General features: G+C 60.7%; 26 protein-coding genes and 1 riboswitch. Of the genes, 10 read left to right on the top strand and 16 right to left on the bottom strand.

Annotated elements, in window-relative coordinates:
* Both Q0M35_RS07875 and Q0M35_RS07870 read left to right on the top strand, forming a co-directional pair.
* A partial coding sequence (locus tag Q0M35_RS07875) for a lipocalin family protein (RefSeq protein WP_295313900.1) occupies positions 1-411 on the top strand: 411 nt, incomplete at its 5' end.
* Between the two features lie 137 nt (positions 412-548).
* The gene (locus Q0M35_RS07870; RefSeq protein ID WP_295313898.1) at positions 549-1,031 is read left to right on the top strand and encodes a histidine phosphatase family protein; all 483 of its coding nucleotides are present in this window, start codon (positions 549-551) and stop codon (positions 1,029-1,031) included.
* On the opposite strand, the gene Q0M35_RS07865 is transcribed toward Q0M35_RS07870, so the two are convergent.
* Positions 1,028-1,495 carry a DUF2938 domain-containing protein gene (locus tag Q0M35_RS07865; protein WP_295313896.1) on the bottom strand — a complete coding sequence of 156 codons (468 nt, stop codon included), beginning with the start codon at positions 1,493-1,495 and terminating at the stop codon, positions 1,028-1,030. The genes Q0M35_RS07870 and Q0M35_RS07865 overlap by 4 nt on opposite strands.
* A 496-nt stretch (positions 1,496-1,991) precedes the next feature.
* Here Q0M35_RS07865 and Q0M35_RS07860 point away from each other — a divergent pair, with 496 nt between their 5' ends.
* Both Q0M35_RS07860 and Q0M35_RS07855 read left to right on the top strand, forming a co-directional pair.
* Positions 1,992-2,237 (top strand): hypothetical protein, encoded by a 246-nt coding sequence (locus Q0M35_RS07860; RefSeq protein WP_295313894.1) that lies wholly within the window; start codon positions 1,992-1,994, stop codon positions 2,235-2,237.
* A 226-nt stretch (positions 2,238-2,463) separates the two neighbouring features.
* Positions 2,464-2,670 carry a cold-shock protein gene (locus Q0M35_RS07855; RefSeq protein ID WP_007117950.1) on the top strand — a complete coding sequence of 69 codons (207 nt, stop codon included), beginning with the start codon at positions 2,464-2,466 and terminating at the stop codon, positions 2,668-2,670.
* Positions 2,671-2,756: 86 nt separating this feature from the next.
* Here Q0M35_RS07855 and Q0M35_RS07850 read toward each other — a convergent pair whose 3' ends face one another.
* The 8 genes from Q0M35_RS07850 to Q0M35_RS07815 all read right to left on the bottom strand — a co-directional run bounded on the left by Q0M35_RS07850 (position 2,757) and on the right by Q0M35_RS07815 (position 9,880).
* Complete coding sequence (locus Q0M35_RS07850) at positions 2,757-3,020, bottom strand: hypothetical protein (RefSeq protein ID WP_295313890.1); 264 nt, start codon at positions 3,018-3,020, stop codon at positions 2,757-2,759.
* 121 nt (positions 3,021-3,141) lie between these two features.
* Complete coding sequence (locus tag Q0M35_RS07845; protein ID WP_295313888.1) at positions 3,142-4,122, bottom strand: ABC transporter substrate-binding protein; 981 nt, start codon at positions 4,120-4,122, stop codon at positions 3,142-3,144.
* 44 nt (positions 4,123-4,166) lie between these two features.
* Positions 4,167-5,009 (bottom strand): ABC transporter permease, encoded by an 843-nt coding sequence (locus Q0M35_RS07840; protein ID WP_295313886.1) that lies wholly within the window; start codon positions 5,007-5,009, stop codon positions 4,167-4,169.
* Complete coding sequence (locus tag Q0M35_RS07835; protein ID WP_295313884.1) at positions 5,006-5,869, bottom strand: ABC transporter permease; 864 nt, start codon at positions 5,867-5,869, stop codon at positions 5,006-5,008. Before Q0M35_RS07835 ends, Q0M35_RS07840 begins: the two co-directional genes overlap by 4 nt.
* Positions 5,870-5,935: 66 nt before the next feature.
* The gene (locus Q0M35_RS07830) at positions 5,936-6,718 is read right to left on the bottom strand and encodes an ABC transporter ATP-binding protein (protein WP_295313882.1); all 783 of its coding nucleotides are present in this window, start codon (positions 6,716-6,718) and stop codon (positions 5,936-5,938) included.
* Between the two features lie 51 nt (positions 6,719-6,769).
* Positions 6,770-8,230, bottom strand: coding sequence for a dihydropyrimidinase (gene hydA / locus Q0M35_RS07825; protein ID WP_295313880.1), 1,461 nt, complete (start codon positions 8,228-8,230; stop codon positions 6,770-6,772).
* 79 nt (positions 8,231-8,309) lie between these two features.
* Complete coding sequence (locus tag Q0M35_RS07820; RefSeq protein WP_295313878.1) at positions 8,310-8,633, bottom strand: hypothetical protein; 324 nt, start codon at positions 8,631-8,633, stop codon at positions 8,310-8,312.
* Positions 8,630-9,880, bottom strand: coding sequence for a Zn-dependent hydrolase (locus Q0M35_RS07815; RefSeq protein ID WP_295313876.1), 1,251 nt, complete (start codon positions 9,878-9,880; stop codon positions 8,630-8,632). Before Q0M35_RS07815 ends, Q0M35_RS07820 begins: the two co-directional genes overlap by 4 nt.
* A gap of 187 nt (positions 9,881-10,067) precedes the next feature.
* On the opposite strand from Q0M35_RS07815, the gene Q0M35_RS07810 reads away from it, so the two are divergent.
* Together Q0M35_RS07810 and Q0M35_RS07805 are read left to right on the top strand one after the other, a co-directional pair.
* Complete coding sequence (locus tag Q0M35_RS07810) at positions 10,068-10,685, top strand: TetR family transcriptional regulator C-terminal domain-containing protein (RefSeq protein WP_295313874.1); 618 nt, start codon at positions 10,068-10,070, stop codon at positions 10,683-10,685.
* Positions 10,686-10,798: 113 nt separating this feature from the next.
* Complete coding sequence (locus Q0M35_RS07805) at positions 10,799-11,269, top strand: hypothetical protein (RefSeq protein ID WP_295313873.1); 471 nt, start codon at positions 10,799-10,801, stop codon at positions 11,267-11,269.
* 4 nt (positions 11,270-11,273) lie between these two features.
* On the opposite strand, the gene preA is transcribed toward Q0M35_RS07805, so the two are convergent.
* Positions 11,274-12,575: an NAD-dependent dihydropyrimidine dehydrogenase subunit PreA gene (gene preA / locus Q0M35_RS07800; protein WP_295313871.1), complete on the bottom strand. Its 1,302-nt coding sequence runs from the start codon at positions 12,573-12,575 to the stop codon at positions 11,274-11,276.
* Between the two features lie 14 nt (positions 12,576-12,589).
* Positions 12,590-13,915 carry an NAD(P)-dependent oxidoreductase gene (locus tag Q0M35_RS07795; protein WP_295313868.1) on the bottom strand — a complete coding sequence of 442 codons (1,326 nt, stop codon included), beginning with the start codon at positions 13,913-13,915 and terminating at the stop codon, positions 12,590-12,592.
* Positions 13,916-14,255: 340 nt separating this feature from the next.
* Between Q0M35_RS07795 and Q0M35_RS07790 the strand changes: the two genes are divergently transcribed.
* Positions 14,256-14,462 (top strand): cold-shock protein, encoded by a 207-nt coding sequence (locus tag Q0M35_RS07790; protein ID WP_169639297.1) that lies wholly within the window; start codon positions 14,256-14,258, stop codon positions 14,460-14,462.
* 59 nt (positions 14,463-14,521) lie between these two features.
* On the opposite strand, the gene Q0M35_RS07785 is transcribed toward Q0M35_RS07790, so the two are convergent.
* A complete protein-coding gene (locus tag Q0M35_RS07785) occupies positions 14,522-15,157 on the bottom strand; it encodes an arylesterase (RefSeq protein WP_295313866.1) in 636 nt (211 codons plus the stop codon).
* 63 nt (positions 15,158-15,220) lie between these two features.
* Here Q0M35_RS07785 and Q0M35_RS07780 point away from each other — a divergent pair, with 63 nt between their 5' ends.
* Positions 15,221-15,910 (top strand): ATP-binding cassette domain-containing protein, encoded by a 690-nt coding sequence (locus Q0M35_RS07780; RefSeq protein WP_295313864.1) that lies wholly within the window; start codon positions 15,221-15,223, stop codon positions 15,908-15,910.
* Complete coding sequence (locus tag Q0M35_RS07775; protein WP_295313862.1) at positions 15,907-18,423, top strand: FtsX-like permease family protein; 2,517 nt, start codon at positions 15,907-15,909, stop codon at positions 18,421-18,423. Before Q0M35_RS07780 ends, Q0M35_RS07775 begins: the two co-directional genes overlap by 4 nt.
* A gap of 223 nt (positions 18,424-18,646) precedes the next feature.
* Here the strand turns inward: Q0M35_RS07775 and gcvP are convergent, their stop codons facing one another.
* From gcvP to gcvT, 3 genes are all read right to left on the bottom strand, one after another.
* Positions 18,647-21,496 (bottom strand): aminomethyl-transferring glycine dehydrogenase, encoded by a 2,850-nt coding sequence (gene gcvP / locus Q0M35_RS07770; RefSeq protein ID WP_295313860.1) that lies wholly within the window; start codon positions 21,494-21,496, stop codon positions 18,647-18,649.
* An 80-nt stretch (positions 21,497-21,576) separates the two neighbouring features.
* A complete protein-coding gene (gene gcvH, locus Q0M35_RS07765) occupies positions 21,577-21,936 on the bottom strand; it encodes a glycine cleavage system protein GcvH (protein WP_295313858.1) in 360 nt (119 codons plus the stop codon).
* Positions 21,937-21,955: 19 nt separating this feature from the next.
* Positions 21,956-23,080 (bottom strand): glycine cleavage system aminomethyltransferase GcvT, encoded by a 1,125-nt coding sequence (gene gcvT / locus Q0M35_RS07760; RefSeq protein WP_295313856.1) that lies wholly within the window; start codon positions 23,078-23,080, stop codon positions 21,956-21,958.
* 156 nt (positions 23,081-23,236) lie between these two features.
* A riboswitch (glycine riboswitch) is annotated at positions 23,237-23,325 on the bottom strand.
* A gap of 95 nt (positions 23,326-23,420) precedes the next feature.
* Here gcvT and Q0M35_RS07755 point away from each other — a divergent pair.
* Positions 23,421-24,011 (top strand): gamma-glutamylcyclotransferase family protein, encoded by a 591-nt coding sequence (locus Q0M35_RS07755; RefSeq protein ID WP_295313854.1) that lies wholly within the window; start codon positions 23,421-23,423, stop codon positions 24,009-24,011.
* On the opposite strand, the gene Q0M35_RS07750 is transcribed toward Q0M35_RS07755, so the two are convergent.
* On the bottom strand, positions 23,958-24,616 hold a 659-nt coding region (locus Q0M35_RS07750), incomplete at its 5' end, for an MATE family efflux transporter (RefSeq protein ID WP_295313852.1). The genes Q0M35_RS07755 and Q0M35_RS07750 overlap by 54 nt on opposite strands.

The raw sequence follows: 24,616 nt of genomic DNA, 5'->3' as shown, positions 1-24,616 counted from the left end.
ACCTGGTATGAGATCGCGCGATACCCTGTGCCGTTTCAGGAGGGCTGCACCGCCACCACCGCCACCTATGGCGCAGTGGATGCTGATACCATTTCCGTCCTGAACCAGTGCCGCGAAGGCCGCCCGGACGGGCCGCTGAAAGAGATCTCCGGCACCGCCGATCTCGCAGGGCCCGGGCAGTTAAAGGTACAGTTCACCTCGGTGCCCTTCATCCGCGCGCCCTACTGGGTGCTCTGGGTTGATGAAACCTATGAAACGGCTGTCGTGGGCGTGCCTAACGGCCGTGCGGGCTGGATCCTGGCGCGGAGCCCCCGGATCTCGGAAGCGCGCCGCAGCAAGGCCGACAGTGTGTTGCGGCAGAATGGCTATGACCCGGCGCAGCTTTTCGAGGTGCCGCACGCGTCACCCTGATCCGGGATGCCCGCCCGGCACATTCGCCTGGCAGATACGAGTTACCATCAAAAGGTACTGAAACACCGGCGTCAGGGTTGGGAACAGATCTGTTGAAATCCTTGCTTACGTAGCGTCATGCAACCACAGTGACAGGCATGATAACCCGTCGGACCCTGATCGCCGCACTTCCACTTGGCTTTGCGGCCTGTACCCTGCCTGATGTCGCGCCCTCTGCCCGCACAACTGTCATAATGGTTCGCCATGCGGACAGGGCCGGTGAAGTGCTGAACTCAAAGGGTGTCGCCCGTGCCGCCGCGATGCCCGCAGTACTGGCGCGCTATGACCTCGATGCGATCTATTCTCCCGACATTCAGCGCAACCTCGAAACGGCGGCGCCGCTGGCCGCAGCCACCGGTCTGCCGGTCACGATTATCGCGAAAGAGCGGGCCGGCGCTCGCATGACGGCTGACTATCCCGACGGCACGGTAATCTGGGTCGGCAACAAGAGTAATCTGCGCACGATCTGGGAGGAGCTCGGCGCGCCCGGGGAGGCCCCGCAGGAATATGGCGAGATCGGTGTGGTTGAACTGCAGGGCAACGGACGCCGCCGCGTGACGCGCCTGACGGTCGGTCCTTAAAAGAGCACCGCGCCCAGCCAAAGACCCAACCCGAAAACTGTATGCGCGATCAGTCCGAGGATCCGTGCCTTTGTCGGGTCAGGGGTTTTCGACGCCGCCATTCCGAGGCCAAGGCCCGGTTGCAGCAAGAACCAGCCAAATCCCAACATCAGGATCGAGAAAATCCACGCTGGCAGAAGCGTTGGCGCCGCGAGCCAGTCCGGTCCCATTATCAGGGCGAGGATTACGCCGTAAGCCACACCAACCGCGTAATGAAAGCCCCAGCCGAGCGTGTGTTCAGATGCAACTGCAGGCGCATCGCGGATACTGTCGTGGAAAACACGGGACGGCAGATGCCCGACCCAGCGGCCAACCATCGCCCAGTCCGGCGCCGGAATACCCGCGACCCGGTTCAGCATCAGGGCCCACAGATCAAGAAGCACGGTAGCCAGCAGCCCCATCAGTATCCCGGTAACAATCATCATTTCCTCCCTGCACCTGCCCGCACCCTGCCAGCACGGCGCGGAGATGACCAGCATGACCGGCTCGGCACGATCCGGTCCTTGAGGATTTCACTGAAAAAAGGCGGACCGGCTCGCGCCGGCCCGCCGAGGGGAGAGAAAGCGCGCAGCGGAAGATATCTGCGCGGCAATCTTCAGAGGTCGTCAGGCCGGTGGCTCACCAAAAACACCGGCCCGGGAAGCAAGAAAACGCCGCCCGTACACGCAGCTAAGCACCGGATGCGGCGGTGGTCTGTGACCCAGGTCACACAAGCCGGTGATTCTGCAGATCCGGTACTGTCCGGCACGCGCAGCCGCCCGAACTCAGGGAGAACGCTGTCAAGTCGCGAAATTAACCTAAGAGCGAATTTTTTTGTCCCCGGAAAAGACGAAAATCAATTAACGGATGCCGCAATTTCGCCGCAATGCTCAGACTTAATTAACCCGAATGCCGTAGTTTATCCGAAGAAAGGGGTTAAAGATGGCTGTCATTTCAACTCTCCTCGGCGGCGTATGCGGCTTTTTAACTTTTGTCACATCGCTGGTTTTCTTTGACGTATCACTGACCGTGGCCTTCGGCTTTTACGTTTTGTCAGGACTTTTCATAACCCTGGGTAGTATCACACTTGTGCTCGCGGCGCGTAGCATACCGGCTCTGCTGCACACGCAAAAAGATATGCACGGGGCAGCTGCACTTTCCGCGACAGCAACCGCACACCGCCGCTGACCTGACCATCAGCGCGCGGAGGAGAACAGTTTCGACCGTTTTTCCGCGCAAACGCAGGGTTGGTCAGCGCCAGACTTGAACGGTGGGAAAGTTTCTGCCATATGACGCAGTGCCAAGTGAATCTTTTTCGACCTGCTCTCCTCTACACGGCGCTCAGTCTTCGATCCAGACCAACCGCGCCAGGCTGTCGCACTCAGCGGACAGCATCAATACAGGAGACACGGACATGGCCACAGGCACCGTGAAATGGTTTAACACTACTAAAGGCTTCGGCTTTATCGCACCCGATGGTGGCAGCAAAGACGTTTTTGTTCATATTTCTGCAGTCGAGCGCGCCGGTCTCACCGGCCTCGCAGACAATCAGAAAGTGACCTTCGACATCGAAGCAGGCCGCGACGGTCGCGAATCCGCGACGAACATCGCGCTGGCCTGATCAGCAAACAGTTATGACGAAAACGGCGCCCCTGAGGCGCCGTTTTTTTGTCTTCGCAGAATTTCGCGCTCAGAGCGCAAACAGTCTCAAAGCAGCACCTGCCAGATCAGCAGGCTGGGCACCAGAAACGCAAAAAGAATGCAAAAGAGCTTCGCGGCATGGCTGATGCGCCCGAATACGCCTTTCCCAAGCGCACCGCTGCCATATCCCATCGCAGACGAAATAACCGCGTGCCCGCTGGCTGAACGTCTGTTGCGTTCCGCAGCGATCGACGCCAGTGCCGCTTCGTTCACCCGCGCCTGACGTTCCTTTTCAGACAATTCCGTTTCCAGATTTTCCATGTTGCTCATCTAAATCCTAATACTCCCGTGGCTGTAGCCTGACATGGTGTCAGGCCCGGCAAAGTCCACCCCGCTGCAGCAAAAAGGCCGGCTTTGACACCGGCCTTTCTCAGATACGCGCCAATACCAGTCAGTTCAGCGCTTTGTCCGTAATATCGTGCGTCCATGCCCCTTCGGGCATTTTCGTGATCATGCCGCCCTCCATTGTGATCTGCGCGGACCGGTCAAAGGCGGCTTCATCCAAAGTCCCGTCTGACCCGGCCGTCAGTTTGGCGATCTCACCCATCATACGCTTTTGATGCTTTTCGGTCTGCGCGCCGGTCTGGTCGTTCTCAAGTACGATCTCCGCAGCCTCATCAGGGTTCTCCTCGGCGTATTTCCAGCCCTTCATGGAAGCTCTCACAAAGCGCACGAGTTTCTCTGCCTCAGCAGGGTCCGCGAGCTTTTCTTCCGTGGTATAAAGACCGTCTTCGAGCGTCGAAATACCTTCGTCCTCGTATTTAAAGACAACCAGATCATCCGGTGTGAGACCGGCATCGATGACCTGCCAGTATTCATTGTAGGTCATGGTTGTCGCGCACTCGACCTGCTTTTGCAGGAGCGGGTCGACGTTGAAATTAATCTTCTGAATGGTCACACCACCCTCCGATCCGTCTGTGGCATAGCCCAGCTTGCCCATCCAGGAATAGAGCGGGATCTCATTGCCGAAGAACCAGGTGCCCAGCGTATGGCCGGGGAAGTCCTCGGGCGAATTGATCTCATGCTCTTTCAGACAGGTCAGCATGAGTCCCGAGGAAGCGAAGGGCTGCGCGATGTTCACAATCGGCGCGCCCTTTTCACGGGCGGCAAGCGCCGAGGGAAGCCAGTCGACCATCACATCTGCACCACCGCCGAGCAGCACCTGAACCGGCGCGATATCGGGGCCGCCGGGCTTGATGGTCACGTCCAGATTTTCTTCCTCGTAAAAGCCTTTATCAAGCGCCACGTAATAGCCCGCGAACTGCGCCTGGGTCACCCACTTCAGCTGCAGTGTGACCTCATCGGCGGCATGGGCGGCAACGCCCCACACACCCAGCGCCGCACCTGCGGCCAGTTTTGTTACTCTTTTCATTGTACTCTCCTTTGTTGGTCGTCTTTTTTGTTATCGTTCTTTTTTCAGCGGCGCTGGGACGGATGCCAGAAGGTCACCGCCCGCTCGATAATCGCAATCGCGCCGTAAAACGCAGAGCCTGTGATCGCCGCGACCACAATTTCTGCCCACACGAGATCAAGCGCAAGTTGTCCGACCGAAGTAGATATCCGAAACCCCATTCCCCGGATCGGTGAGCCGAAAAATTCAGCGACAATCGCACCGATGAGCGCCAGCGTACTCGCAATCTTCAGCCCGTTGAAGATAAATGGCATCGCCGCTGGCAGACGAAGCCTCAGCAGCGTCGTCCAGTAGCCGGCCGCCCATGTCCGCATCAGGTCGCGCTGCATCGACGATGAGGCACTCAGCCCCTGCACAGTATTCACCAGCATCGGGAAAAACACCATAACCACCACGACCGCGGCTTTTGACTGCCAGTCGAACCCGAACCACATCACCAGGATCGGCGCGAGACCGATAACCGGCAGAGCCGCCACAAAGTTTCCGACCGGCAAAAGGCCCCGTCGCAGAAAATCATAGCGGTCAACGAGAATGGCAATGAGAAACGCCGATCCGCAGCCCATCACATACCCGGTAAGTGCGCCCTTGATCACCGTCTGCACAAAATCTTCCCACAGAATTGATGTCGAGGAAGCAAAGCGTGTCGCGATGTCCGACGGGGCAGGCAGCAGCACCGGGCTGATCTCAAACCCGCGCACGACCCCTTCCCACACGGCAATCAGGGTCAGGCCGAAAATCACCGGAATAATCAGCGAGGTGAACCGCGTTACACGCCGCGCCGCAAGTCGGGTATTGAGCCACCAGCCCCCGACCCAGACGAGCAGAGCAAATAAAAGCCAGCCCGTCATGCCATCCCCATCCGGCTCAGGGTAATCCGTTGTATCAGGCCGATCAGCCCCACGAGCGCCGCCGCCAGGGCTGCCGCCATCAAAAGCGCAGACCAGATCTGGATCGTCTGACCGTAATAACTCCCCGCCAGCAACCGTGCCCCCAGACCAGCCACGGCCCCGGTGGGCAATTCTCCGACAATCGCGCCAACAAGAGAGGCCGCCATGCCGATCTTCAGCGAGGTAAAGAGATAAGGCATCGAAGCCGGAAGCCGCAGCCGCCAGAAGGTCTGCGCGCCGGACGCACTCCAGGTGCGCATCTGGTCAAGCTGCATCTGATCCGGGCTGCGCAGTCCTTTGACCATGCCAACCACAACCGGGAAAAATGACAAATACATCGAAATCGTGGCCTTGGGCAGCAAACCCGAAATTCCGGCCGCATTCAGCACCACGATGATCATCGGCGCGATGGCAAGGATCGGAATGGTCTGACTGGCAATAATCCAGGGCATGACACTGCGGTCCATCGTACGATTGTAAATAATCCCCACAGCCAGCGCGATCCCCAGCGCCGTCCCCAGCGCAAAGCCCAGCAAAGTCGCACTCAGCGTTATCCACGAATGATAAATCAGCGACCGTTTCGAGGTGATCTTCTTTTCAACCGTGGTCTTCCAGATCTCGACCGCCACCTGATGCGGCGCCGGCAGCTTGGGTTTCTCCTGGCTCCAGGCATCGGCAATCAGCATCTGTGTACTGAGTTCAACCCCGCTGCGCGCCGCCTTGTCATAGGCCCAGGTCGCATTGAGCCACACAGCCGCCGCATACCAGATCACAAAGATCCCGCACACCACGGTCAGAACAGGCAACACCGACCCTTTCACGCCAACCCCGCCTTCTCTGGCTCATAAATATCCCCCCCGGAGGGCCGGGTTCCACAAACGCTGCCATCAGTCATCGACATGCCCCGCACGCAGCCCTTCCCGCACCCGGTGCGCCACATCCAGAAAAGCCTGTGTATCGCGTATCTCAAGAGGCCGCTCGGCCGGCAGCGGGCTTTCGATCACATCGGTGATGCGCCCCGGCCGCGGTGACATCACAACGATCCTCGTCGACAGATATACCGCCTCAGGGATCGAATGGGTCACAAAGGCGATGGTCTTTTCGGTACGTGCCCAGAGCTTGAGAAGCTGCTCGTTCAGGTGATCGCGCACGATCTCGTCCAGCGCTCCGAAAGGCTCGTCCATCAGCAGAATATCAGCATCAAAGGCGAGTGCCCGCGCAATCGACGCACGCTGCTGCATGCCGCCCGAAAGCTGCCATGGGTATTTTCGCTCAAATCCGTCAAGCTCCACAAGCTCAAGCACCCGTTTAACCCGTGCGTCCTGATCCGAACGTTCATAGCCCATGATCTCCAGCGGCAACCGCACATTCCCGCCGATGGTGCGCCACGGGTACAGCCCCGCCGCCTGGAACACATAGCCATAGGCACGCGCCCGCCGCGCCTCCTCAGCGCTCACGCCGTTCACGGAAATCTCGCCACCGGTAGGATGCTCCAGATCGGCCATACAGCGCAGAAACGTCGTTTTTCCACAGCCCGAGGGCCCGATAAAGCTTACGAACTCACCGCGCTTTATATCGAGACTCACGTCCTTCAGCGCATGTACCGGACCATCACTGGTCCGGAATGTCAGATCCAGTTGCCTGGCGCTGATCACACTTTCCTTACTCACAAACTGCCCTTCCCCCGCCCCGCACGCACAGGCGGGGTTTTCTTTATGACCTCAGATCCCGGCCGGAATATTCATCGGATCGCGCTTGATCATTTTCGGCGCGGTCAGCGCTTTCCACTTGCTCAGTGCCACGGACGCACTGGCGAAAGCAGGCCTCGGAATAAAGCGCCCCCGGCCCGGATTAGGCTGCGAATTCTGCCCCCAGGCCCAGATCACCTCACCGCGGTTCAGCGTATAGCGCGACTGCGCCTTCACCTCGAACCCCTCAAATACGTTGTAATCCAGGACGGAATGATGGTTGGCCGGGCTGATCGTTTTACTGATCTTCGGATCCCAGACCACGATATCGGCATCCGCCCCCTCCACCAGCGCGCCCTTGCGCGGATAGATATTCAAAATCTTGGCCACATTGGTCGAGGTACAGGCGACAAACTCGTTGGGGGTCAGCCGCCCTGTCTCCACCCCTTCGGTCCAGAGTACCGCCAGGCGTTCCTCCAGCCCGTTTGACCCGTTGGGAATGATGCGAAAATCATCCCGTCCCGCCCGCTTCTGCTCGGTGTTGAACGCGGCGTGATCCGTGGCCACCACCTGCAGCGACCCCGACTGCAAGCCCGCCCACAAACTGTCCTGATGGTCCTTGCTGCGGAATGGCGGCGACATCACCCGGCGCGCCGCATGATCCCAATCGGTGTTGAAATATTCGGATTCGTCCAGGGTCAGAAACTGAATGAGCGGCTCGCCATAAACCCGCATGCCCTTCTGGCGCGCCCGCCGGATCGCCTCATGCGCCTGTTCGCAGGAGACATGAACCACATAAAGCGGCGTGCCCGCGGCATCGGCAATCGTGATCGCGCGGTTGGCAGCCTCACCCTCAAACTCAGGCGGGCGGGAATAGGCATGCCCCTCGGGTCCGGTGATCCCCTGGTCAAAATACTTCTGCTGCATCTCAGCCACCAGATCGCCGTTCTCCGCATGCACCATCGGCAGCGCACCAAGCTCGGCACACCGCTTGAAAGAGGCGAACATCTCATCGTCCTCAATCATCAGCGCGCCCTTATAGGCCATGAAATGCTTGAAAGAATTCACGCCCATCTCCACGGCGTCTTTCATCTCATTGAAGACGTTCTCATCCCAGCCGGTGATTGCCATGTGATAGCCAACGTCCGAACAGATCTGCGGCGCGGATTTTCGATGCCACTCGTTGATCGCGTTTTTGATCGAGCCATCCTCGCCCGGCAGACAGAAATCGACGACCATCGTGGTCCCGCCCGCGGCCGCGGCCCAGGTGCCACTCTCAAAGGTTTCCGCCGCCGTGGTCCCCATGAACGGCATCTCCAGATGCGTATGCGGATCAATGCCGCCAGGGATCACATAGGCACCTTCGGCATCGATATATTCGTCACCCTTCAGATCCTCGCCGATCTGTTTGATCGTTTCGCCCTCAATCAGCACATCCGCTTTCCACGTCCGGTCCGCGGTGCAGACCATGCCGCCTTTTATCACTTTGCTCATAATGCATCTCCCATCTCAGCGGCCGCTTTTCTTGCGACCCTTATTTCTTAAGCGTCTGGCGGCAACGCGCCACCCGGGCTCACACAGACCCGAAACACCCCAGCGCGGACCCGTGAACACCAATGTCCAGGGGCCCGAAATCACTCTCGGCGCAGAGCGAAAAATAACCGGCGAGCGGCATGTAAAACACCCGGTAATCTCCGTCGCCCCGCGTCACACTCCAGCATGTCTGCACCAGCCCGCCGGAAAAATTCACCGTCACTTCACGCGGTGGTCGCAGTACCTGGCGCAGGGCGGCTGAAAGCCGCTGCTGCTCCATATTACCGCCTGCGTCAGCCTCCGACATTTCCGCCTCAATCAGTGCCGAGATCCGATCCGGCACTGACAGATCCGGTGCAATCATGCCACGATCTCCGCCGTCTCCACCACAGCATGCATCAGAACATCAGTGCCCGCCATGGCCCATTCTCTGGAGATTTCTTCCGCCTCATTGTGGCTCAGACCATCAACACAGGGGCACATCACCATCGCCGTCGGCGCCACCCGGTTGATCCAGCAGGCATCATGCCCGGCACCGGAGATCAGATTCATATGGCTGTAACCCAGACGCTCGGCGGCATTGCGCACCGCCGTCACACAACCCTCGTCAAAGGCCACCGGGTCAAAGCCACCGACCTTCTCAAAGCTGATCTCCAGCCCCATATCTTCACAGATTTTCTGCGCCTCGACCTTCAGCCGCGCTTCCATATCCTCAATAACACTCAGATCGGGCGAGCGGAAATCAACCGTAAAAACCACCTTTCCAGGGATCACATTGCGCGAGTTCGGATATACATCGATATGCCCCGCCGCGCCCACCGCGTGGGGCTTGTGCGACCAGGCGATCTCATCAACCTTTTCAAGCACCCGCGCCATGCCGAGCCCTGCGTTTTTGCGCATCGGCATCGGGGTTGAACCGGTGTGGCTGTCCTTGCCGGTGATCGTCACTTCAGTCCAGCTCAGCCCCTGACCGTGGGTGACGACACCGATGTCTTTGCTTTCTGCCTCCAGAATGGGGCCCTGCTCAATGTGCAGTTCGAAAAACGCATGCATTTTCCGCGCACCGACCTCCTCATCCCCCTGCCAGCCGATGCGTTTGAGCTCATCGCCGAACTTTTTGCCCTCTGCGTCGACCCGGTCATAGGCCCAGTCCTGCGTGTGGATGCCCGCGAAAACGCCCGACGACAGCATCGCCGGGGCATAGCGTGTGCCCTCTTCATTGGTGAAATTCGTCACCACAATCGGATGCTTTGTTTTGATATTGAGGTCATTCAGCGTGCGGATAATCTCAAGCCCGCCCAGCACCCCCAGCACGCCGTCGTATTTGCCGCCTGTTGGCTGCGTATCGAGGTGACTGCCCACATAAACGGGCAATGCATCCGGATCAGCCCCCTCACGGCGCGCAAACATGTTGCCCATCTGATCGAGCCCCATGGTGCAGCCCGCAGCCTCGCACCAGCTCTGGAAAAGCGCGCGGCCCTCACCGTCCTCATCGGTCACCGTCTGGCGGTTATTGCCACCCGCGACCCCGGGTCCGATTTTGGCCATTTCCATCAGCGTGTCCCACAGACGGTCCGGATTGATCTTGAGATTCTGCCCGGGCGCTGTCATGTCCGTTCCTTCCTCGATGGCCCGCGCATTATGCTTGCGCCGGCATAAATTTTACCATTTGGTAAAGCCACGATTGCGGCTCGCATGGCGCAAGTCAAGACTTCCTTTCGCACCCCGGGGCGGCAAAGATCAGACCATTTCCGCGCCTGCCCGATTTCAGTGCAGCGCCAGCAGCACGGAGCATCAGGTGCCGGACGACGCAGACAAAAAGCCCAGCAGGATCCAGCGCCGCAACCGCTCGCGAATTCTCGAGGCAGCACTGGACGTATTTTCCCAGCATGGGTACCGCGGGGCCACGCTGGATCAGATCGCCGAGGCCGCAGGCCTGAGTAAACCAAACATCCTGTACTATTTTGACGGCAAGGAAGAAATCCACGTCACGCTGCTTAATCAGCTTATGGAGACCTGGCTTGATCCGCTGGTCACACTGGATGCGGGTGGCGATCCGCTGACCGAAATCCTGAACTATGTGGAACGTAAGCTTGATATGGCGCATGAACTGCCCCGCGAGAGCAGGCTTTTTGCCGGCGAAATCCTGCAGGGGGCCCCACGCATGGCACCGCATCTTCAGGCCGGTCTGCAGCCGCTTTTTGAGGAGAAATGCGCTGTGATACAGGGCTGGATGGACGCGGGCGCGCTCACTCCGGTGGATCCGCGACATCTGATCTTCTCGATCTGGGCCACAACTCAGCACTACGCCGATTTCGCAGCCCAGGTCCGCGTTCTGATGCGCGACGACCCCGCCGGGCAGGCGGGTGCCGCGGCCTTTCTGCGCACGCTCTTCACCCGGCTGCTGCGCCCTTAATCTGCGTTAACCACGCCACCGGATTCCCGGTCGCGTTAACGCAGCGGTAATGTTTACGATGCATTTATATTTACGGGTGAGGGCTTCGACCAGCGATGGAAACGGAGCACATTATGTCAGCAGTTTCTTTAATTAACCCCTATGCACCGCAGCCTGCGCCGGCGCCTTCCGGCGAGGGCGGTCTGTCTGTGGCCGCGCTTCAGCCGGTGGCTTCTGCGGCACAGGGCCGCGAGACCGGCACCGCCTCGGACCAGTCTGGCTTTGGTGCGGGCAACGGAACGGGTACCGGTGGTGCCTATCTCGAAGGCCTCATCAACCGCCGCCGGGAAGGCATGGGCCCTCCCGATGCCACCCCGAAGTCTGTCGTTGAGGCGCAATCCAGAACCGAAGCCGCCAGCGAATTTCTGCAACGCCAGGAGCGCCAGCGTGTCGAGGCGCGTGCCGCCGAAGAGGCCCGCGCGGCACTGGTGGCACAGGCCCGGGCGGACGCCGCTCAGGCAGAGGCCGCCGAGGCCGCGGCCCCGCCCTATGTTATGCCCAACCCGCTGCCCACGGCACCCATTCTGGAGCGTGACGAGAGCTGAGCCTTCACTCGGCGGCTTTGGCCGCCGGGTTATTCGGATGCGTCGTCCAGTTGGCGTACTCTGGCTCCACGACCTTGCCCGTGCGCGGATCGGTCGTGCCCGGCGCCATTTGCTCCATGGTGATACAATCCTCCACCGGGCAGACGTTGACGCAGAGGTTGCATGCCACACATTCGTCGTCGATCACGGTAAAGGTGCGATCGTCCGACATAGCAATCGCCTGATGCGAGGTGTCTTCGCAGGCTGCGAAGCACCGCCCGCAGGAGATGCACAGATCCTGGTTGATCGTTGCTTTGGCGACGTAATTCAGGTTGAGCTGGTTCCAGTCGGTCACATTTGGCACCGCCCGCCCAACGATCTCATCAACGGATGTCATGCCCTTGCTGTCCATATAATCGCTGAGGCCCGAGATCATTTCCTGAACGATTTTAAACCCATAGGTCATCGCCGCCGTGCAGACCTGAACGTTCCCGGCACCGAGTGCCATAAACTCGGCTGCATCCCGCCAGGTGGTAATGCCGCCGATGCCCGACACCGGCAACCCTTGCAGATCAGGCGAGCGCGCAATCTCAGCCACCATATTCAGCGCGATTGGTTTCACCGCCGGCCCGCAATAGCCGCCATGCGCGCCCTTACCATCGATGGTAGGTTCGGGTGCGAAAAGATCCAGATCCACGCTGGTGATCGAGTTGATCGTATTAATCAGCGATACCGCATCAGCCCCCCCGCGCATCGCGGCCCCGGCAGGCTGCCGGATATCAGTGATATTAGGCGTAAGCTTCACGATCACCGGCATGCGCGTGTTGGCCTTGACCCAGCGCGTCACCATTTCGATGTATTCGGGCACCTGCCCCACCGCCGAGCCCATGCCGCGCTCGCTCATCCCGTGCGGGCAGCCAAAGTTGAGCTCCACGCCGTCAGCCCCGGTGTCTTCCACCAGCGGCAGGATGTATTTCCAGGGCTCCTCCTCGCAGGGCACCATCAACGACACAACCATCGCCCGGTCCGGATAGTCACGTTTCACCACCTTGATCTCGTCCAGGTTGGTCTGCAACGGCCGGTCGGTGATCAGCTCGATGTTATTGAGACCGAGGAGCCTCCGGTCCGCGCCGTAAACCGCGCCATATCGCGGCCCGTTCACATTCACCACATGCGGATCAAGACCCAGCGTTTTCCACACCACACCGCCCCAGCCTGCGTCAAAAGCGCGACGGACATTATATTCCTTATCCGTCGGCGGCGCCGATGCGAGCCAGAAAGGGTTCGGGCTTTTAATGCCCACAAAATCACTCTTGAGATCTGCCATTTTCCGTCTCTCCCTCAGCCTGCCGTCAGGCTTGCATGGATATCCATCGCCGCATCGCGGCCTTCTGCCACCGCCGTCACAGTCAGATCGTCCCCGCCCGAGGCACAGTCGCCCCCGGCCCAGACGCCGTCAACAGAGGTCCGTCCGACCGCGTCAACAGCGATCTTTCCACCGTCCAGCGCTGGCAGACCCTCGCCTTCCAGTGTCTGACCGATCGCCTTCAGCACCTGATCAGCAGCCAGACGCAGCGTCTCGCCCGTGGGCTTCATATCCGCATCGACATAGCTGAATTCGATCTCGCGCACCGCCCCGTTGCCGGTCACGCCCACCGGCATTGCACTGGTCACGATCCGCACACCTCTGGACGCCGCCAGATCCTGCTCATAAACGCTCGCATTCATCCGGTCCCGGCCCCGGCGATACACCAGCGTTACATTCAGAGCGCCCAGCAGTTTTGACTGAACGGCCGCATCGATGGCCGTCATCCCGCCTCCGATCACGACCACGTCCCGCCCCACGGGCAGGGTGGCCACATCGCCGGCCTGGCGCAGGTCGGCAATGAAATCCACCGCGTCGAGGATACCGTCTTTGTCCTCCCCCTCCACACGCAAAGCATTCACGCCGCCCAGACCCATGCCGAGGAAAACCGCATCGTACTGATCGCGCAGCCCCGCGAGCGTCTCTTCGCGGCCCAGGGCTACACCGGTGCGGATCTCAATCCCGCCGATCTGCAGCAACCAGTCCACTTCCGCCGCGGCGAACCCCTCCACGGTCTTGTAACTCGCAATGCCGTATTCATTGAGGCCGCCGGGCCGGGGGCGCGCATCAAAGACCACCACATCGTGCCCGTGCATCGCCAGCCGGTGCGCACAGGAAAGCCCGGCTGGCCCCGCCCCGACCACCGCAATCTTTCTGCCGGTTGACGCCGCGCGCACAAACGGATGAATCCCCTGCTCCTGCAGGTGATCCGTGGCATAGCGCTGCAACTGCCCGATAAGTACTGGTTTGCCTTCAGCCTTTTCGCGCACACAGGCTTCCTCACAAAGCTGCTCTGTCGGGCAGACCCGCGCGCACATCCCCCCCATGATGTTCTGGCTCAGGATCGTTTTCGCGGCCGCATCCGGCGTACCCGTGGCAATCTGCCGGATGAAGAGCGGGATATCGATATCCGTGGGGCAGGCCGTGATACAGGGCGCATCATGACAGAAATAACACCGGTCCGCGGCCACAAGGGCCGCATGATCATCCAGCCGCGGATGCAGATCCGAAAAATGGCTGTCGTACTCGCCCGGCTCCAGCCGTCCCGGAACGATCCCCGGGGTAAACACATCCTGCGCCATGGTGGCTCCCTGCTGTTAACCTTGATCTTTCAAAACGCTCTCATGGTTTTATTTTTTTATCAACTGGTAAAATTTATCTCGCCGGTCACTTTTGGAGGTATCGCTGAAATTCCGGGCAGACCCCTTTTGAATGAAAACACCGGCGAAAACCGGCTGTCGCAAAGCTGCAGTACAACTGTCACATGAATTTCGCTTGCAATTGCACCTGCTCCCTTCAATATCTAAGTGCGACGCGACGAACTATCGACCACTGCTCCCAACGGCTCAGTACTTCGATCTGCTTTCGACCGGGCCGGCCTGCCGCATTCCGCGGGCAGGAACTGAACAGGAGACAGGTGACATGGCCTCTGGCACCGTAAAATGGTTCAACACGACAAAAGGTTACGGCTTCATTGCCCCCGACGGCGGCGGCAAAGATATATTTGTGCATATTTCTGCCGTCGAACGCGCCGGGCTGACCGGCCTTGCTGACGACCAGAAGGTAACTTTCGATATCGAAGCGGGACGCGATGGCCGCGAAAGCGCCAGCAATATCGCTCTGGCCTGACGGCGCAAGATACAAACGGCTCCTGCGGGCGCTATTCGCGCCCGTATCACACAGGTGACCTACTCGGCGCGCCCTTCGGCCAGCGCCAGAACCGCGGGCCCCATGGCCGCAACAATCCTTGCCACACCTGCGGCGTTTGGATGGATGCCGTCAGGCTGCATAAATCCGCTGACCGACGACAGATCATTTTCTTCTGCCGCCAGCCCGTCGAAAAAGCCCGGCACCAGACTGGCGCCGTACGCTGCGGCCAGGTCCGGATAAATCGCGTCAAAGCGCTCTTTATACGCCGGGCCATAGTTCCCCGGCGCCTGCATGCCGACCAGCAGCACGTCAACGTCGCGCGTCTCTGCCACCTGCATGATGCCTTCAAGGCTGGCACGACTCGCATCCGGATCAATCCCGCGCAAAAGATCGTTCCCGCCAAGCGCCACGATCATTGCGTCCACCTCCGGCGTCAGCGTCCAGTCCACACGGGCAAACCCGCCTGCGGTGGTATCTCCCGAAACGCCGGCGTTGATGAGCCGCACGTCTGCGCCCTGCGCGTCGAGCCAGGCCTGCATCTGTGGCACAAATCCCTGCTCCTGTGGCAGACCATAGCCCTGCGTGAGGCTGTCGCCCAGGGCCGCAATCACCACCTCCTCGGCCGCCGCACCCGACCCGCAGCACATCGCAATTGCCAAAATCGCCTTGCGCATCCTGATCCGATCTCCATATCCCGGACGTATACCCTTCAAAGGTGCCCGCAATGCTGAACCCCGATGAATGATACCGTCTACACGCTCAAAGATGCGGCTTTGTCGCTCGATGGCAATGCCGGCCGGGTCGATATTCTGCAGGGCATCAGCTTTGACGTTCACAAGGGCGAGAGCCTCGGGCTCATCGGGCCGTCCGGCTCGGGCAAGTCATCGCTGCTGATGCTGATGGGCGGACTCGAACGCGCCACAGGCGGCAGCGTCATGGCGCTCGGGCATGACCTCACGGCGATGTCCGAAGATGCGCTGGCCCGGTTCCGGCGCAATCACATGGGCGTCGTCTTTCAGTCGTTTCACCTGATCCCCACGATGACTGCGCTGGAAAATGTGGCAACACCGCTGGAGCTTGCCGGCGATACGGAAGCCTTCGACAAGGCACAGGCGGAGCTGGAACAGGTGGGTCTCGGCCACCGCGCCGGCCACTACCCTGCGCAGATGTCAGGCGGAGAGCAGCAAAGGGTCGCACTTGCCCGCGCCGCAGCCCCGCGGCCCGATATCCTGCTGGCGGATGAGCCCACCGGCAATCTTGACGGTGTAAACGGTGCAGCCATCGTCGACATGCTCTTTGGTCTGCGCGACCGCCACGGTGCAACGCTGGTGCTGGTCACCCATTCGCGCAGCCTCGCCGCCCGCTGCAGCCGCGTCATCCGCCTCGCCGACGGCCGCATCGCACCCGAAGAACGGGCCGCCGAATGAGCCTTGCCATGGCCGCTCGTTTCGCCCGGCGCGAGTTGCGCGGCGGTTTGCAGGGGTTTCGAATTCTGCTGGCATGCCTTGCCCTTGGGGTTGCCGCCATCGCCGCGGTCGGCACTGTGCGCGCCAGCATCGAAGCAGGCCTGGCCCGCGAAGGGGCGGCCCTTCTCGGCGGGGATGCTGAGCTTGATTTCACCTATCGTTTTGCGAATGAAGACGAGCGTACCTGGATGGCGGAAGTCGCCTCTGAGGTGTCCGAAATCGTCGATTTCCGGTCAATGGCCGTGGTCGGTGAAGAGCGCGGCCTGACCCAGATCAAGGCCGTTGATGATCTTTACCCGCTGGTGGGCGCGGTCACGCTGGCACCCGATATGCCTCTGGATGAAGCTCTCGGGACCATCAAAGGCAGACCGGGTGCCGTCATGGAGCAGGTGCTGGCTGACCGTCTCGGCCTCAGTCCCGGAGACACCTTCGCCCTCGGCACAAAGGAATTGACCCTTTCCGCCATCCTGAAACGCGAACCGGACAGTGCCGCCGGCGGCTTCGCCCTTGGTCCCCGCACGATCCTGCGCACGACAAGCCTCGAAGGCTCTTCGCTGCTTGAACCCGGCACGCTTTTCTCAACTAAATACCGTCTCACGCTGCCGCCCGGCACTGATCTTGCCACCCTCGAGGCTGACGCCCGGTCCCGGTTTGAAAACAGCGGTATGCGCTGGACAGACGCCCGCAACGGCGCCCCGGGCGTGTCAGAGTTTGTGGACCGGCTCGGCGCCTTTCTGGTTCTGGTGGGGCTGTCAGGGCTTGCCGTGGGTGGTGTCGGAGTCGCCTCTGCGGTGCGTGCCTACATCACCGGCAAAACCAGCGTCATCGCCACCCTGCGCACCCTGGGCGCTGAACGCAGAACCATTTTCCAGACGTATTTCCTTCAAGTCGGCGTATTGTCACTGCTCGGCGTCGTGATCGGCGTGGCGATCGGGGCGCTGGCGCCCTTGCTGCTGGCACCGCTCATCGAGGCACGTCTGCCGGTACCCGCGGCCTTTCGGGTCTATCCGGAGCCTCTGGCCGAAGCGGCGATCTACGGACTGCTCACCGCCTTCGTTTTTACACTCTGGCCGCTCGCGCGCACCGAAGATATCCGCGCCGCTACTCTGTTTCGCGACGAAATAAGCGCGGGGGCCGCACTCCCCGCCCCGAAGTATCTGGCCATGACCATCGCCGGCCTGGCCTTGCTGCTGACCCTCGCTGGCTGGTTCTCCGGTACGTGGTGGCTGACCCTCTGGACCGCCGGCGGGATCATGGGCGCGCTGATTTTGCTGGCCGGTGCAGCCGTTCTGATCCGGGTTCTCTCACGCAATGGCAGCCGTATCAGCCGCGGTCGCCCGATCCTCCGCTGGGCCCTCGCAGCCATATCCGGTCCGCGCGAAGGGGCCACATCCGTGGTGCTGGCGCTTGGCCTCGGTCTTTCGGTTCTGGCCGCCGTGGGTCAGATCGACGGAAATCTGCGCAACGCAATTACCGGCAACCTGCCCGATGTGGCCCCAAGTTATTTCTTTGTCGACATCCAGAAGGACCAGATTGCCGGCTATACCGAACGACTTAAAAGCGACCCGTCCGTGTCCCGCATCCAGTCGGCACCGATGCTCCGCGGGATCATTACCAAAATCAATGATATCCCGGCGCGCGAAGTCGCCGGCGATCACTGGGTGCTGCAGGGGGACCGGGGTGTCACCTTTTCCGGCCCGATGCCCGATGGTACGCGTATCACCGAAGGCGCATGGTGGGCTACCGATTACACCGGACCGCCACTGATAAGCTTTGCCGCAGAAGAAGCTGAAGAGATGGGTCTGGCGATAGGAGATACGCTCACAGTTAACATCCTCGGCCGCGACATCACCGGAACAATCTCAAGTTTCCGCGAAGTGGGATTCTCGACGGCCGGGATCGGATTTATCCTCGCGCTGAACTCCGGTGCGCTGACAGGAGCACCACACAGCTTTATCTCGACAGTCTACGCTGAGGAAGACGCCGAAGCACAAATTCTGCGTGATCTCGCAAGCCGTTATCCGAACATTACCGCAATCCGTGTGCGCGATGCGATAGACCGGGTCGCTGATGTATTGGGCGGTCTTGCTGCGGCAACGTCCTATGGCGCGGCCACAACCCTGCTGACCGGGTTTATGGTTCTCATTGGCGCGGCAGCATCAGGAAACGGGGCACGTGTCTTTGAGGCCGCCGTATTGCGCACCCTGGGCGCTGACCGTCGCACCATCCTGCTCAGTTTCGCACTCCGGTCAATCATCCTCGGATTTGCCGCAGGCGTCGTCGCCCTGGCCGCCGGTATCGCGGGCGGCTGGGCGGTGAGCCGCTACATCATGGATACAGATTATTATGTGATCTGGGGTTCGGCATTGTGGATTATATCGGGCGGGATAACCGCAACGCTACTTGCCAGCCTCCTCTTCGCAGCCAGGCCCGTAAACACCAGACCGTCCCAGGTACTGCGCGCTCGGGATTAAGAGTTCTGATGCCTCCGGCGGGGATATTTCAGAACCAGAGAAAAGAAGAGCCGCACGCGGCGGCCCTTCATGGAAAGTGCGGTGCACTTCTCCGGCTGCGGTCATCGGCGTCCCCGCCTGTACCGCGCCTGCTATATAGCGCAAAGAAGTTAATGAACCGTGTTTTCTCTGGCGTAAAAATATCCCGGGGGAGGCCTCACTGAGGCCGGGGGCAGCGCCCCGACTATTCCGCAGCGTCAGCATATTCCTCCATCGGCGGGCAGGTGCAGACCAGATGTCTGTCACCGTAAACGTTATCAACGCGATTCACCGGTGGCCAGTATTTATCGACCCGAAAGGCACCTGGCGGGAAACATCCCTGATTACGGCTGTAGGGTCTGGCCCAGTCGCTGACCAGATCCTCCACCGTGTGAGGCGCATTCTTCAGCGGGTTATTGTCCGCGTCCATATCACCCTTTTCGATCTCGGCGATCTCCGATCTGATCGCCAGCATCGCGTCACAGAACCGGTCAAGTTCGGCCAGCGTCTCGCTTTCAGTCGGCTCTACCATCAGCGTACCTGCCACGGGCCAGCTCATGGTCGGCGCGTGAAAACCGCAGTCAATTAAGCGCTTGGCGACATCCTCTACCGTCACCCCAGCGCTCTTCTCATAGGGGCGTACATCGATGATGCATTCATGCGCCACCCGCCCGGTTGGCCCCTTATAGAGCACGTCAAAGGCTCCCTCGAGACGCCGTGCGATGTAGTTGGCATTGAGGATCGCGACCCGTGTGGCCTGCGTCAGACCCTCACCGCCCATCATCAGGCAATAGGCCCAGCTGATCGGCAGCAATGATGGCGAACCGTAAGGCGCCGCTGAAACCGCGCCTTCGCCACCGCCGGTTACCTCATGTCCTGGCAGATACGGTATCAGGTGCTCCTTGACGCCGATCGGGCCCATGCCCGGGCCGCCGCCACCGTGCGGGATACAGAATGTTTTGTGCAGGTTCAGGTGGCTGACATCTCCACCGAGGTCACCGGGCCGGCTCAGACCGACCATCGCGTTCATGTTCGCCCCGTCGATATAGACCTGACCACCGTGGCCGTGAATAATTCTGGTAACCTCGGTCACGGTTTCCTCAAACACACCGTGGGTGGATGGATAGGTGATCATCGTCGCGGCAAGGTTCTCCGCGTGTTTCTCAGCCTTGGCGCGGAAATCCTCCAGATCGATGTCACCGTTCTCCGCTGACTGCACCGGCACTACTTTCCAGCCGACCATCTGCGCGGAAGCAGGGTTGGTGCCATGCGCGCTCATCGGAATAAGACAGATGTTGCGATGCTCCTCTCCGCGCGCCCGGTAAAAGGCCGCGATGGTCAGCAAGCCGGCGTATTCCCCCTGGGCGCCCGAATTGGGCTGCATCGAAATCGCGTCATAGCCGGTGATGTCGCACAGCTTGTCGCTCAGATCATCGATGAGCTCGCGATACCCCAGCGCCTGATCCGCCGGTGCAAAGGGATGCAGCAATGAAAACTCGCGCCAGCTCACCGGCATCATTTCGGCCGCGGAGTTGAGCTTCATCGTGCAGGACCCCAGCGGAATCATCGCGCGATCCAGCGCCAGATCCCGGTCTGCCAGCCGGCGCATATAGCGCATCATCTCGGTTTCCGCCCGGTTCATGTGGAAAATCGGATGGGTCAGATATTCCGAGCGGCGCAGCATCTTCTCGGGAAAGCGGTAATCGGGCTTGAAATCCCTGTCCTGCCGGACGATGCCAAAAGCACGCCAGACGGCTTCGATGGTATCCGGCCGGCAGCGCTCGTGCATGCTGATACCGACGCGGGTTTCGCCCACCCGGCGCAGGTTGATGCCCTCATCCACCGCCGATTTCATCACGGCTGCCTGCAGGGGGCCCACGTCCACAGTGATTGTGTCGAAGAACGCCTTAGGATCAACCTTAAAGCCGGCCTCTTCCAGCCCGCGGGCAAGGCGCGCGGTTTTGCGGTGAATGCGCTGCGCGATGGCCCGCAGGCCCTCCGGCCCGTGAAAAACTGCATACATCGACGCCATAACCGCCAGCAGCGCCTGCGCCGTGCAGACATTCGACGTGGCTTTTTCACGTCGGATATGCTGCTCGCGGGTTTGCAGGGACAGGCGGTAGGCGCGATGGCCGTGACTGTCCACGGAAACGCCGACAATGCGTCCGGGCATCGCGCGTTTCAGGGCATCCCGGCAGGCCATATAGGCCGCATGCGGCCCGCCATACCCCTCCGGCACACCGAACCGCTGGGTCGAGCCTACGGCGATATCAGCGCCCATCGCGCCCGGCTCTTTGAGCAGCGTCAGCGCGAGCGGGTCGGCGGACATGATGCCGATGCCGTTGTGATCATGCAGTGCTGCCAGAAGATCCGTGAAATCGTGTACATGGCCATAGGTGCCGGGGTACTGAAAGATCGCACCGAAAACTGCCGAGGCATCCATTTTCGCGGGGTTGCCGACAATCACCTCGATCCCAAGAGGTGCTGCGCGGGTTTTCATCACGGCGATGTTCTGCGGGTGGCAGTCGCGGTCCACAAAAAACGCCGTTGCTTTGGATTTTGACACCCGCTGCGCCATGGTCATCGCCTCGGCACAGGCCGTCGCCTCATCGAGCAGTGAGGCATTGGCAATCTCAAGGCCGGTCAGATCACTCACCATGGTCTGAAAGTTCAGCAAAGCCTCCAGCCGTCCCTGGCTGATCTCGGGCTGGTAGGGTGTGTAGGCGGTGTACCAGGCGGGATTTTCGAGAATATTGCGCTGAATGGCGGGCGGGGTGACCGTGCCGTGATACCCCTGACCGATGAGCGAAGTCAGAACACGGTTTTTATCCGCCGTGCGCCGCATATGCTCCAGCACTTCGCGCTCCGACATAGGCTTGCCGAAATCCAGCGGCTCTTTCTGGCGGATGCCCGCCGGCAGCGTGTCGTCGATCAGGGCCTCCAGATCCGGCGCGCCGACCACTTCCAGCATTTTTGCCATCTCCCCGGGCGAAGGTCCGATATGGCGGCGATTGGCAAAATCATAGGGCAGATATTCGGTGGGCTTATACACCATGGCTCTTTTCCTTCTGCGCGGCAGTAAGTCGTCCTGCTGAAATTACGCCCGGCGGAGGCTCCCCCGACCAGGCCTTCCGATCAGGCGATGAATTTCTGATATCCGGCCTCATCCATGAATTCCTCAAGCTGGGACGGGTCGCTCACGGTCATTTTAAAAAACCAGGCTTCGCCCTGCGGGTCGTCGTTGACCATCCCCGGGTTATCCGCCAGTGCCGCGTTCACTTCAGTGATCTCGCCATCGACGGGAGCCAGAATATCGCTCGCGGCCTTGACCGATTCGATCACCACAACTTCATCGTCCTTGCTTACCATGGTGCCTTCCTCAGGCAGTTCGACAAAGACCACATCGCCCAGCTGTGCCGCGGCGTGGATTGTGATGCCCACGACCATTTCGCCGCCTTCTTCGCGCAGCCATTCGTGCTCTTCTGTGAATTTCATGATGTCTTTCTCCTGTTGCTCATCTTTTGAAGTTTGCCGGAACAAAGGGCAGTGCGGCAACCGTCACCGGCAGACGTTTGCCGCGCACCTCACCCCAGAGTCCGGTGCCGGCTTCGCTCAGCGCATGCGGCACATATCCCATCGCCACGGGCGCGCCCACGGTCGGACCGAAGCCGCCCGAGGTCACATGGCCCAGCGGATCGCCGCCCTGTGCACTGTCGAAAATCTGCACACCCTCGCGCATCGGCGCGCGCCCCTCCGGCCGCAGCCCCACGCGCCGCAGACCAGCCTCCTGCTCCATGCGTTCAAAGATCACATCCGCGCCGGGAAATCCGCCCGCCCTGTCGCCGCCCGGGCGCCTGACTTTCTGGATGGCCCATGTCAGCGCTGCCGAGACCGGATCCGTGGTGGCATCGATGTCATGGCCGTACAGGCACAGACCGGCCTCCAGCCTCAGTGAATCGCGGGCGCCGAGGCCCACGGGCAGGACGTCTTCATGCGCCAGCAGCAGACGCGCGAGACGTTCCGCCTCTGGTGCCGGCACCGAAATTTCATAGCCATCCTCGCCGGTATAGCCCGAGCGCGACGCCACGACAGCAATGCCGCCGGGTTCAAGCTCTGCCACATCCATAAACCGCATCTGCGCCGCCCGGGCATCAAGCCCGGCCATCACAGCCTGCGCGCGCGGTCCCTGTAACGCGACCAGCGCCCGGTCCGACAGCTCTTCAACAGATATCTTCCCGGGCAGGCTCGCCCGCATATGAGCGATATCCGCGGCCTTGCAGGCGGCATTCACGACAACCATCAGATCGTCGCCTGCGCGGGCGAACATCAGATCATCTTCGATCCCACCTGCGTCATTGGTAAAAAACCCGTAGCGCTGCCGACCGTCTGCAAGACCTCTGACATCCATCGGCACCAGCGTTTCAAACGCACCCGCAACCATCTCCCAGGACGGACCGCTGAGGCGCACCTGGCCCATGTGGCTTACATCGAAAAGCCCGACTGCGGCGCGGGTATGCAGATGCTCCTGCATTACGCCGGCCCTGTATTGCACCGGCATGTCATAACCTGCGAAAGCGATCATTTTCGCGCCGAGTTCCAGATGCAGCCCGTGCAGCGGTGTTGTATCAGTTCCGGTCACTGGTTTCCCCCCGTTTCAAGCCGACGGGTATTTATGTCCCGCACCGGCACCCCCGGACGCGCGTAAAAAGACCCGCGTCCTGAATGCCCCCTCTGTCGCATTGCCTGAGATCGTTATCCCTTCGGCGGGTACTGCGCGCACCACTCTCCAGAGTCCGTTATCCGCATGGTCCTTCTGGCCTGAGAGTTTCCGGGGCGGTTGCTCCTTCGGCACCGGATCACGCCCGGTTCTCCCATACGAATACGCAGACCGTATGACGGTCCGCACCACACGGTCAACTGCCCTTGTGATCCGGCCTGCATAATGGTCTTGTAACCGGGACCTGACACGGAAGTGCCCGATGAGCGACCCCTATTTCTTTGGTTATGGCAGCCTCGTTAATACGAGAACGCACAGCTATCCCGACCCGCAACCGGCCACTCTGAAAGGCTGGCGCCGCGCCTGGGTCGCTACCCCGCGTTTTGGCGTTGTGCTGCTGACCGGGGTGCCGGCGCCTGACCACAAAATCGACGGGCTGATCGCCCAGGTGCCGGATGCCGACTGGGGCGCGCTCGACGCCCGTGAGGCAGGCTATGACCGTCTGGCCGCGCATAAAGACATCACCCACAATCACAGTGCCGAGCCTGAAATCGCGGTCTACGCTGTCAGCCCCGACAATTTTCTGGAACGGGAGAGCCATATCATTCTGCTGAGCTATCTGGACGTAGTGATCCAGGGGTTTAACGAGGTCTATGGCGAGGACGGCGTACGCCGGTTTTTTGACACGACGGACGGCTGGGACACGCCGATCCTCAACGATCGCGAAGATCCGTTATATCCGCGCCACCAGACCCTGTCAGAAGACGAAAGAGGGCTTGTCGATGAAAACCTCGAGCGGCTATCGGCGCAGGTGCAGGAGCGCCATGAGGCGTCCCTGCCGCCCGATTTCTGAGTATTCGGAGGCCGTGCCGCCCGGCACCTCATGGGGTGTCTGCATGACCCGACGGGCCAGCCCCCAGGCCAGCAGACCGAATATCACACCGGCCAGGGCCTGACCGATCAGCACACCGGAAGCGCCCAGCGTGGCCGACCCCAGCCAGACCAGCGGGATCATTCCGACAGTATTGCGCCCCCAGTTGAGAAAAGTGGACCAGAACGGATGCCCGAGGTTGTTGAACCCTGCATTTGCCACGAAAAGCACACCATTGAAGAAAAACAGAAGCGAAAGCGGCCCGCAGAACAGGTAGACGAGCTCGCGCGTGATCCCCTGTGCCGCGAACAGCCCGGCGATCGGTGCGCGCAGCACAAAAAGCAGTGCTGAGACCGTGACCACCACGATCCCGGAAAAGAGTACCGCAGCGCGGAAACCGGCCCGCACCCTTTCGAAATCGCGCGCTCCGTAATTTTGTCCCAAAATCGGGCCGACAGCCCCCGAAAGCGCAAAGATAACCGCAAACGACAGCATACTCAGGCGTCCCGTGATCGCCATGCCGGCGACCGCCGCCTCGCCATAAACAGCCATGGCGCGGGTCACGATCGCCTGCCCGACAGGCGTGG

The sequence above is a fragment of the Roseobacter sp. genome, assembly GCF_024639605.1.
Lineage (GTDB): Bacteria > Pseudomonadota > Alphaproteobacteria > Rhodobacterales > Rhodobacteraceae > Roseobacter.
The sequence above is the reverse complement of the archived record's forward strand: the minus strand, read 5'-3'. Positions and strand labels throughout refer to the sequence as shown.

Bases quoted from the DNA above. Each gene is read 5' to 3' on its own strand.
- Q0M35_RS07805 (WP_295313873.1), top strand. From the start codon at position 10,799: ATGTCAGCAGTTTCTTTAATTAACCCCTATGCACCGCAGCCTGCGCCG.
- Q0M35_RS07755 (WP_295313854.1), top strand. From the start codon at position 23,421: ATGAGCGACCCCTATTTCTTTGGTTATGGCAGCCTCGTTAATACGAGA.
- Q0M35_RS07790 (WP_169639297.1), top strand. From the start codon at position 14,256: ATGGCCTCTGGCACCGTAAAATGGTTCAACACGACAAAAGGTTACGGC.
- Q0M35_RS07860 (WP_295313894.1), top strand. From the start codon at position 1,992: ATGGCTGTCATTTCAACTCTCCTCGGCGGCGTATGCGGCTTTTTAACT.
- gcvH (WP_295313858.1), bottom strand. From the start codon at position 21,936: ATGAAATTCACAGAAGAGCACGAATGGCTGCGCGAAGAAGGCGGCGAA.
- Q0M35_RS07870 (WP_295313898.1), top strand. From the start codon at position 549: ATGATAACCCGTCGGACCCTGATCGCCGCACTTCCACTTGGCTTTGCG.
- Q0M35_RS07840 (WP_295313886.1), bottom strand. From the start codon at position 5,009: ATGACGGGCTGGCTTTTATTTGCTCTGCTCGTCTGGGTCGGGGGCTGG.
- Q0M35_RS07845 (WP_295313888.1), bottom strand. From the start codon at position 4,122: ATGAAAAGAGTAACAAAACTGGCCGCAGGTGCGGCGCTGGGTGTGTGG.
- Q0M35_RS07780 (WP_295313864.1), top strand. From the start codon at position 15,221: ATGAATGATACCGTCTACACGCTCAAAGATGCGGCTTTGTCGCTCGAT.
- preA (WP_295313871.1), bottom strand. From the start codon at position 12,575: ATGGCAGATCTCAAGAGTGATTTTGTGGGCATTAAAAGCCCGAACCCT.
- Q0M35_RS07785 (WP_295313866.1), bottom strand. From the start codon at position 15,157: ATGCGCAAGGCGATTTTGGCAATTGCGATGTGCTGCGGGTCGGGTGCG.
- hydA (WP_295313880.1), bottom strand. From the start codon at position 8,230: ATGAGCAAAGTGATAAAAGGCGGCATGGTCTGCACCGCGGACCGGACG.
- Q0M35_RS07795 (WP_295313868.1), bottom strand. From the start codon at position 13,915: ATGGCGCAGGATGTGTTTACCCCGGGGATCGTTCCGGGACGGCTGGAG.
- Q0M35_RS07865 (WP_295313896.1), bottom strand. From the start codon at position 1,495: ATGATGATTGTTACCGGGATACTGATGGGGCTGCTGGCTACCGTGCTT.
- Q0M35_RS07855 (WP_007117950.1), top strand. From the start codon at position 2,464: ATGGCCACAGGCACCGTGAAATGGTTTAACACTACTAAAGGCTTCGGC.
- Q0M35_RS07815 (WP_295313876.1), bottom strand. From the start codon at position 9,880: ATGACAGCGCCCGGGCAGAATCTCAAGATCAATCCGGACCGTCTGTGG.
- Q0M35_RS07820 (WP_295313878.1), bottom strand. From the start codon at position 8,633: ATGATTGCACCGGATCTGTCAGTGCCGGATCGGATCTCGGCACTGATT.
- gcvP (WP_295313860.1), bottom strand. From the start codon at position 21,496: ATGGTGTATAAGCCCACCGAATATCTGCCCTATGATTTTGCCAATCGC.
- Q0M35_RS07850 (WP_295313890.1), bottom strand. From the start codon at position 3,020: ATGAGCAACATGGAAAATCTGGAAACGGAATTGTCTGAAAAGGAACGT.
- Q0M35_RS07775 (WP_295313862.1), top strand. From the start codon at position 15,907: ATGAGCCTTGCCATGGCCGCTCGTTTCGCCCGGCGCGAGTTGCGCGGC.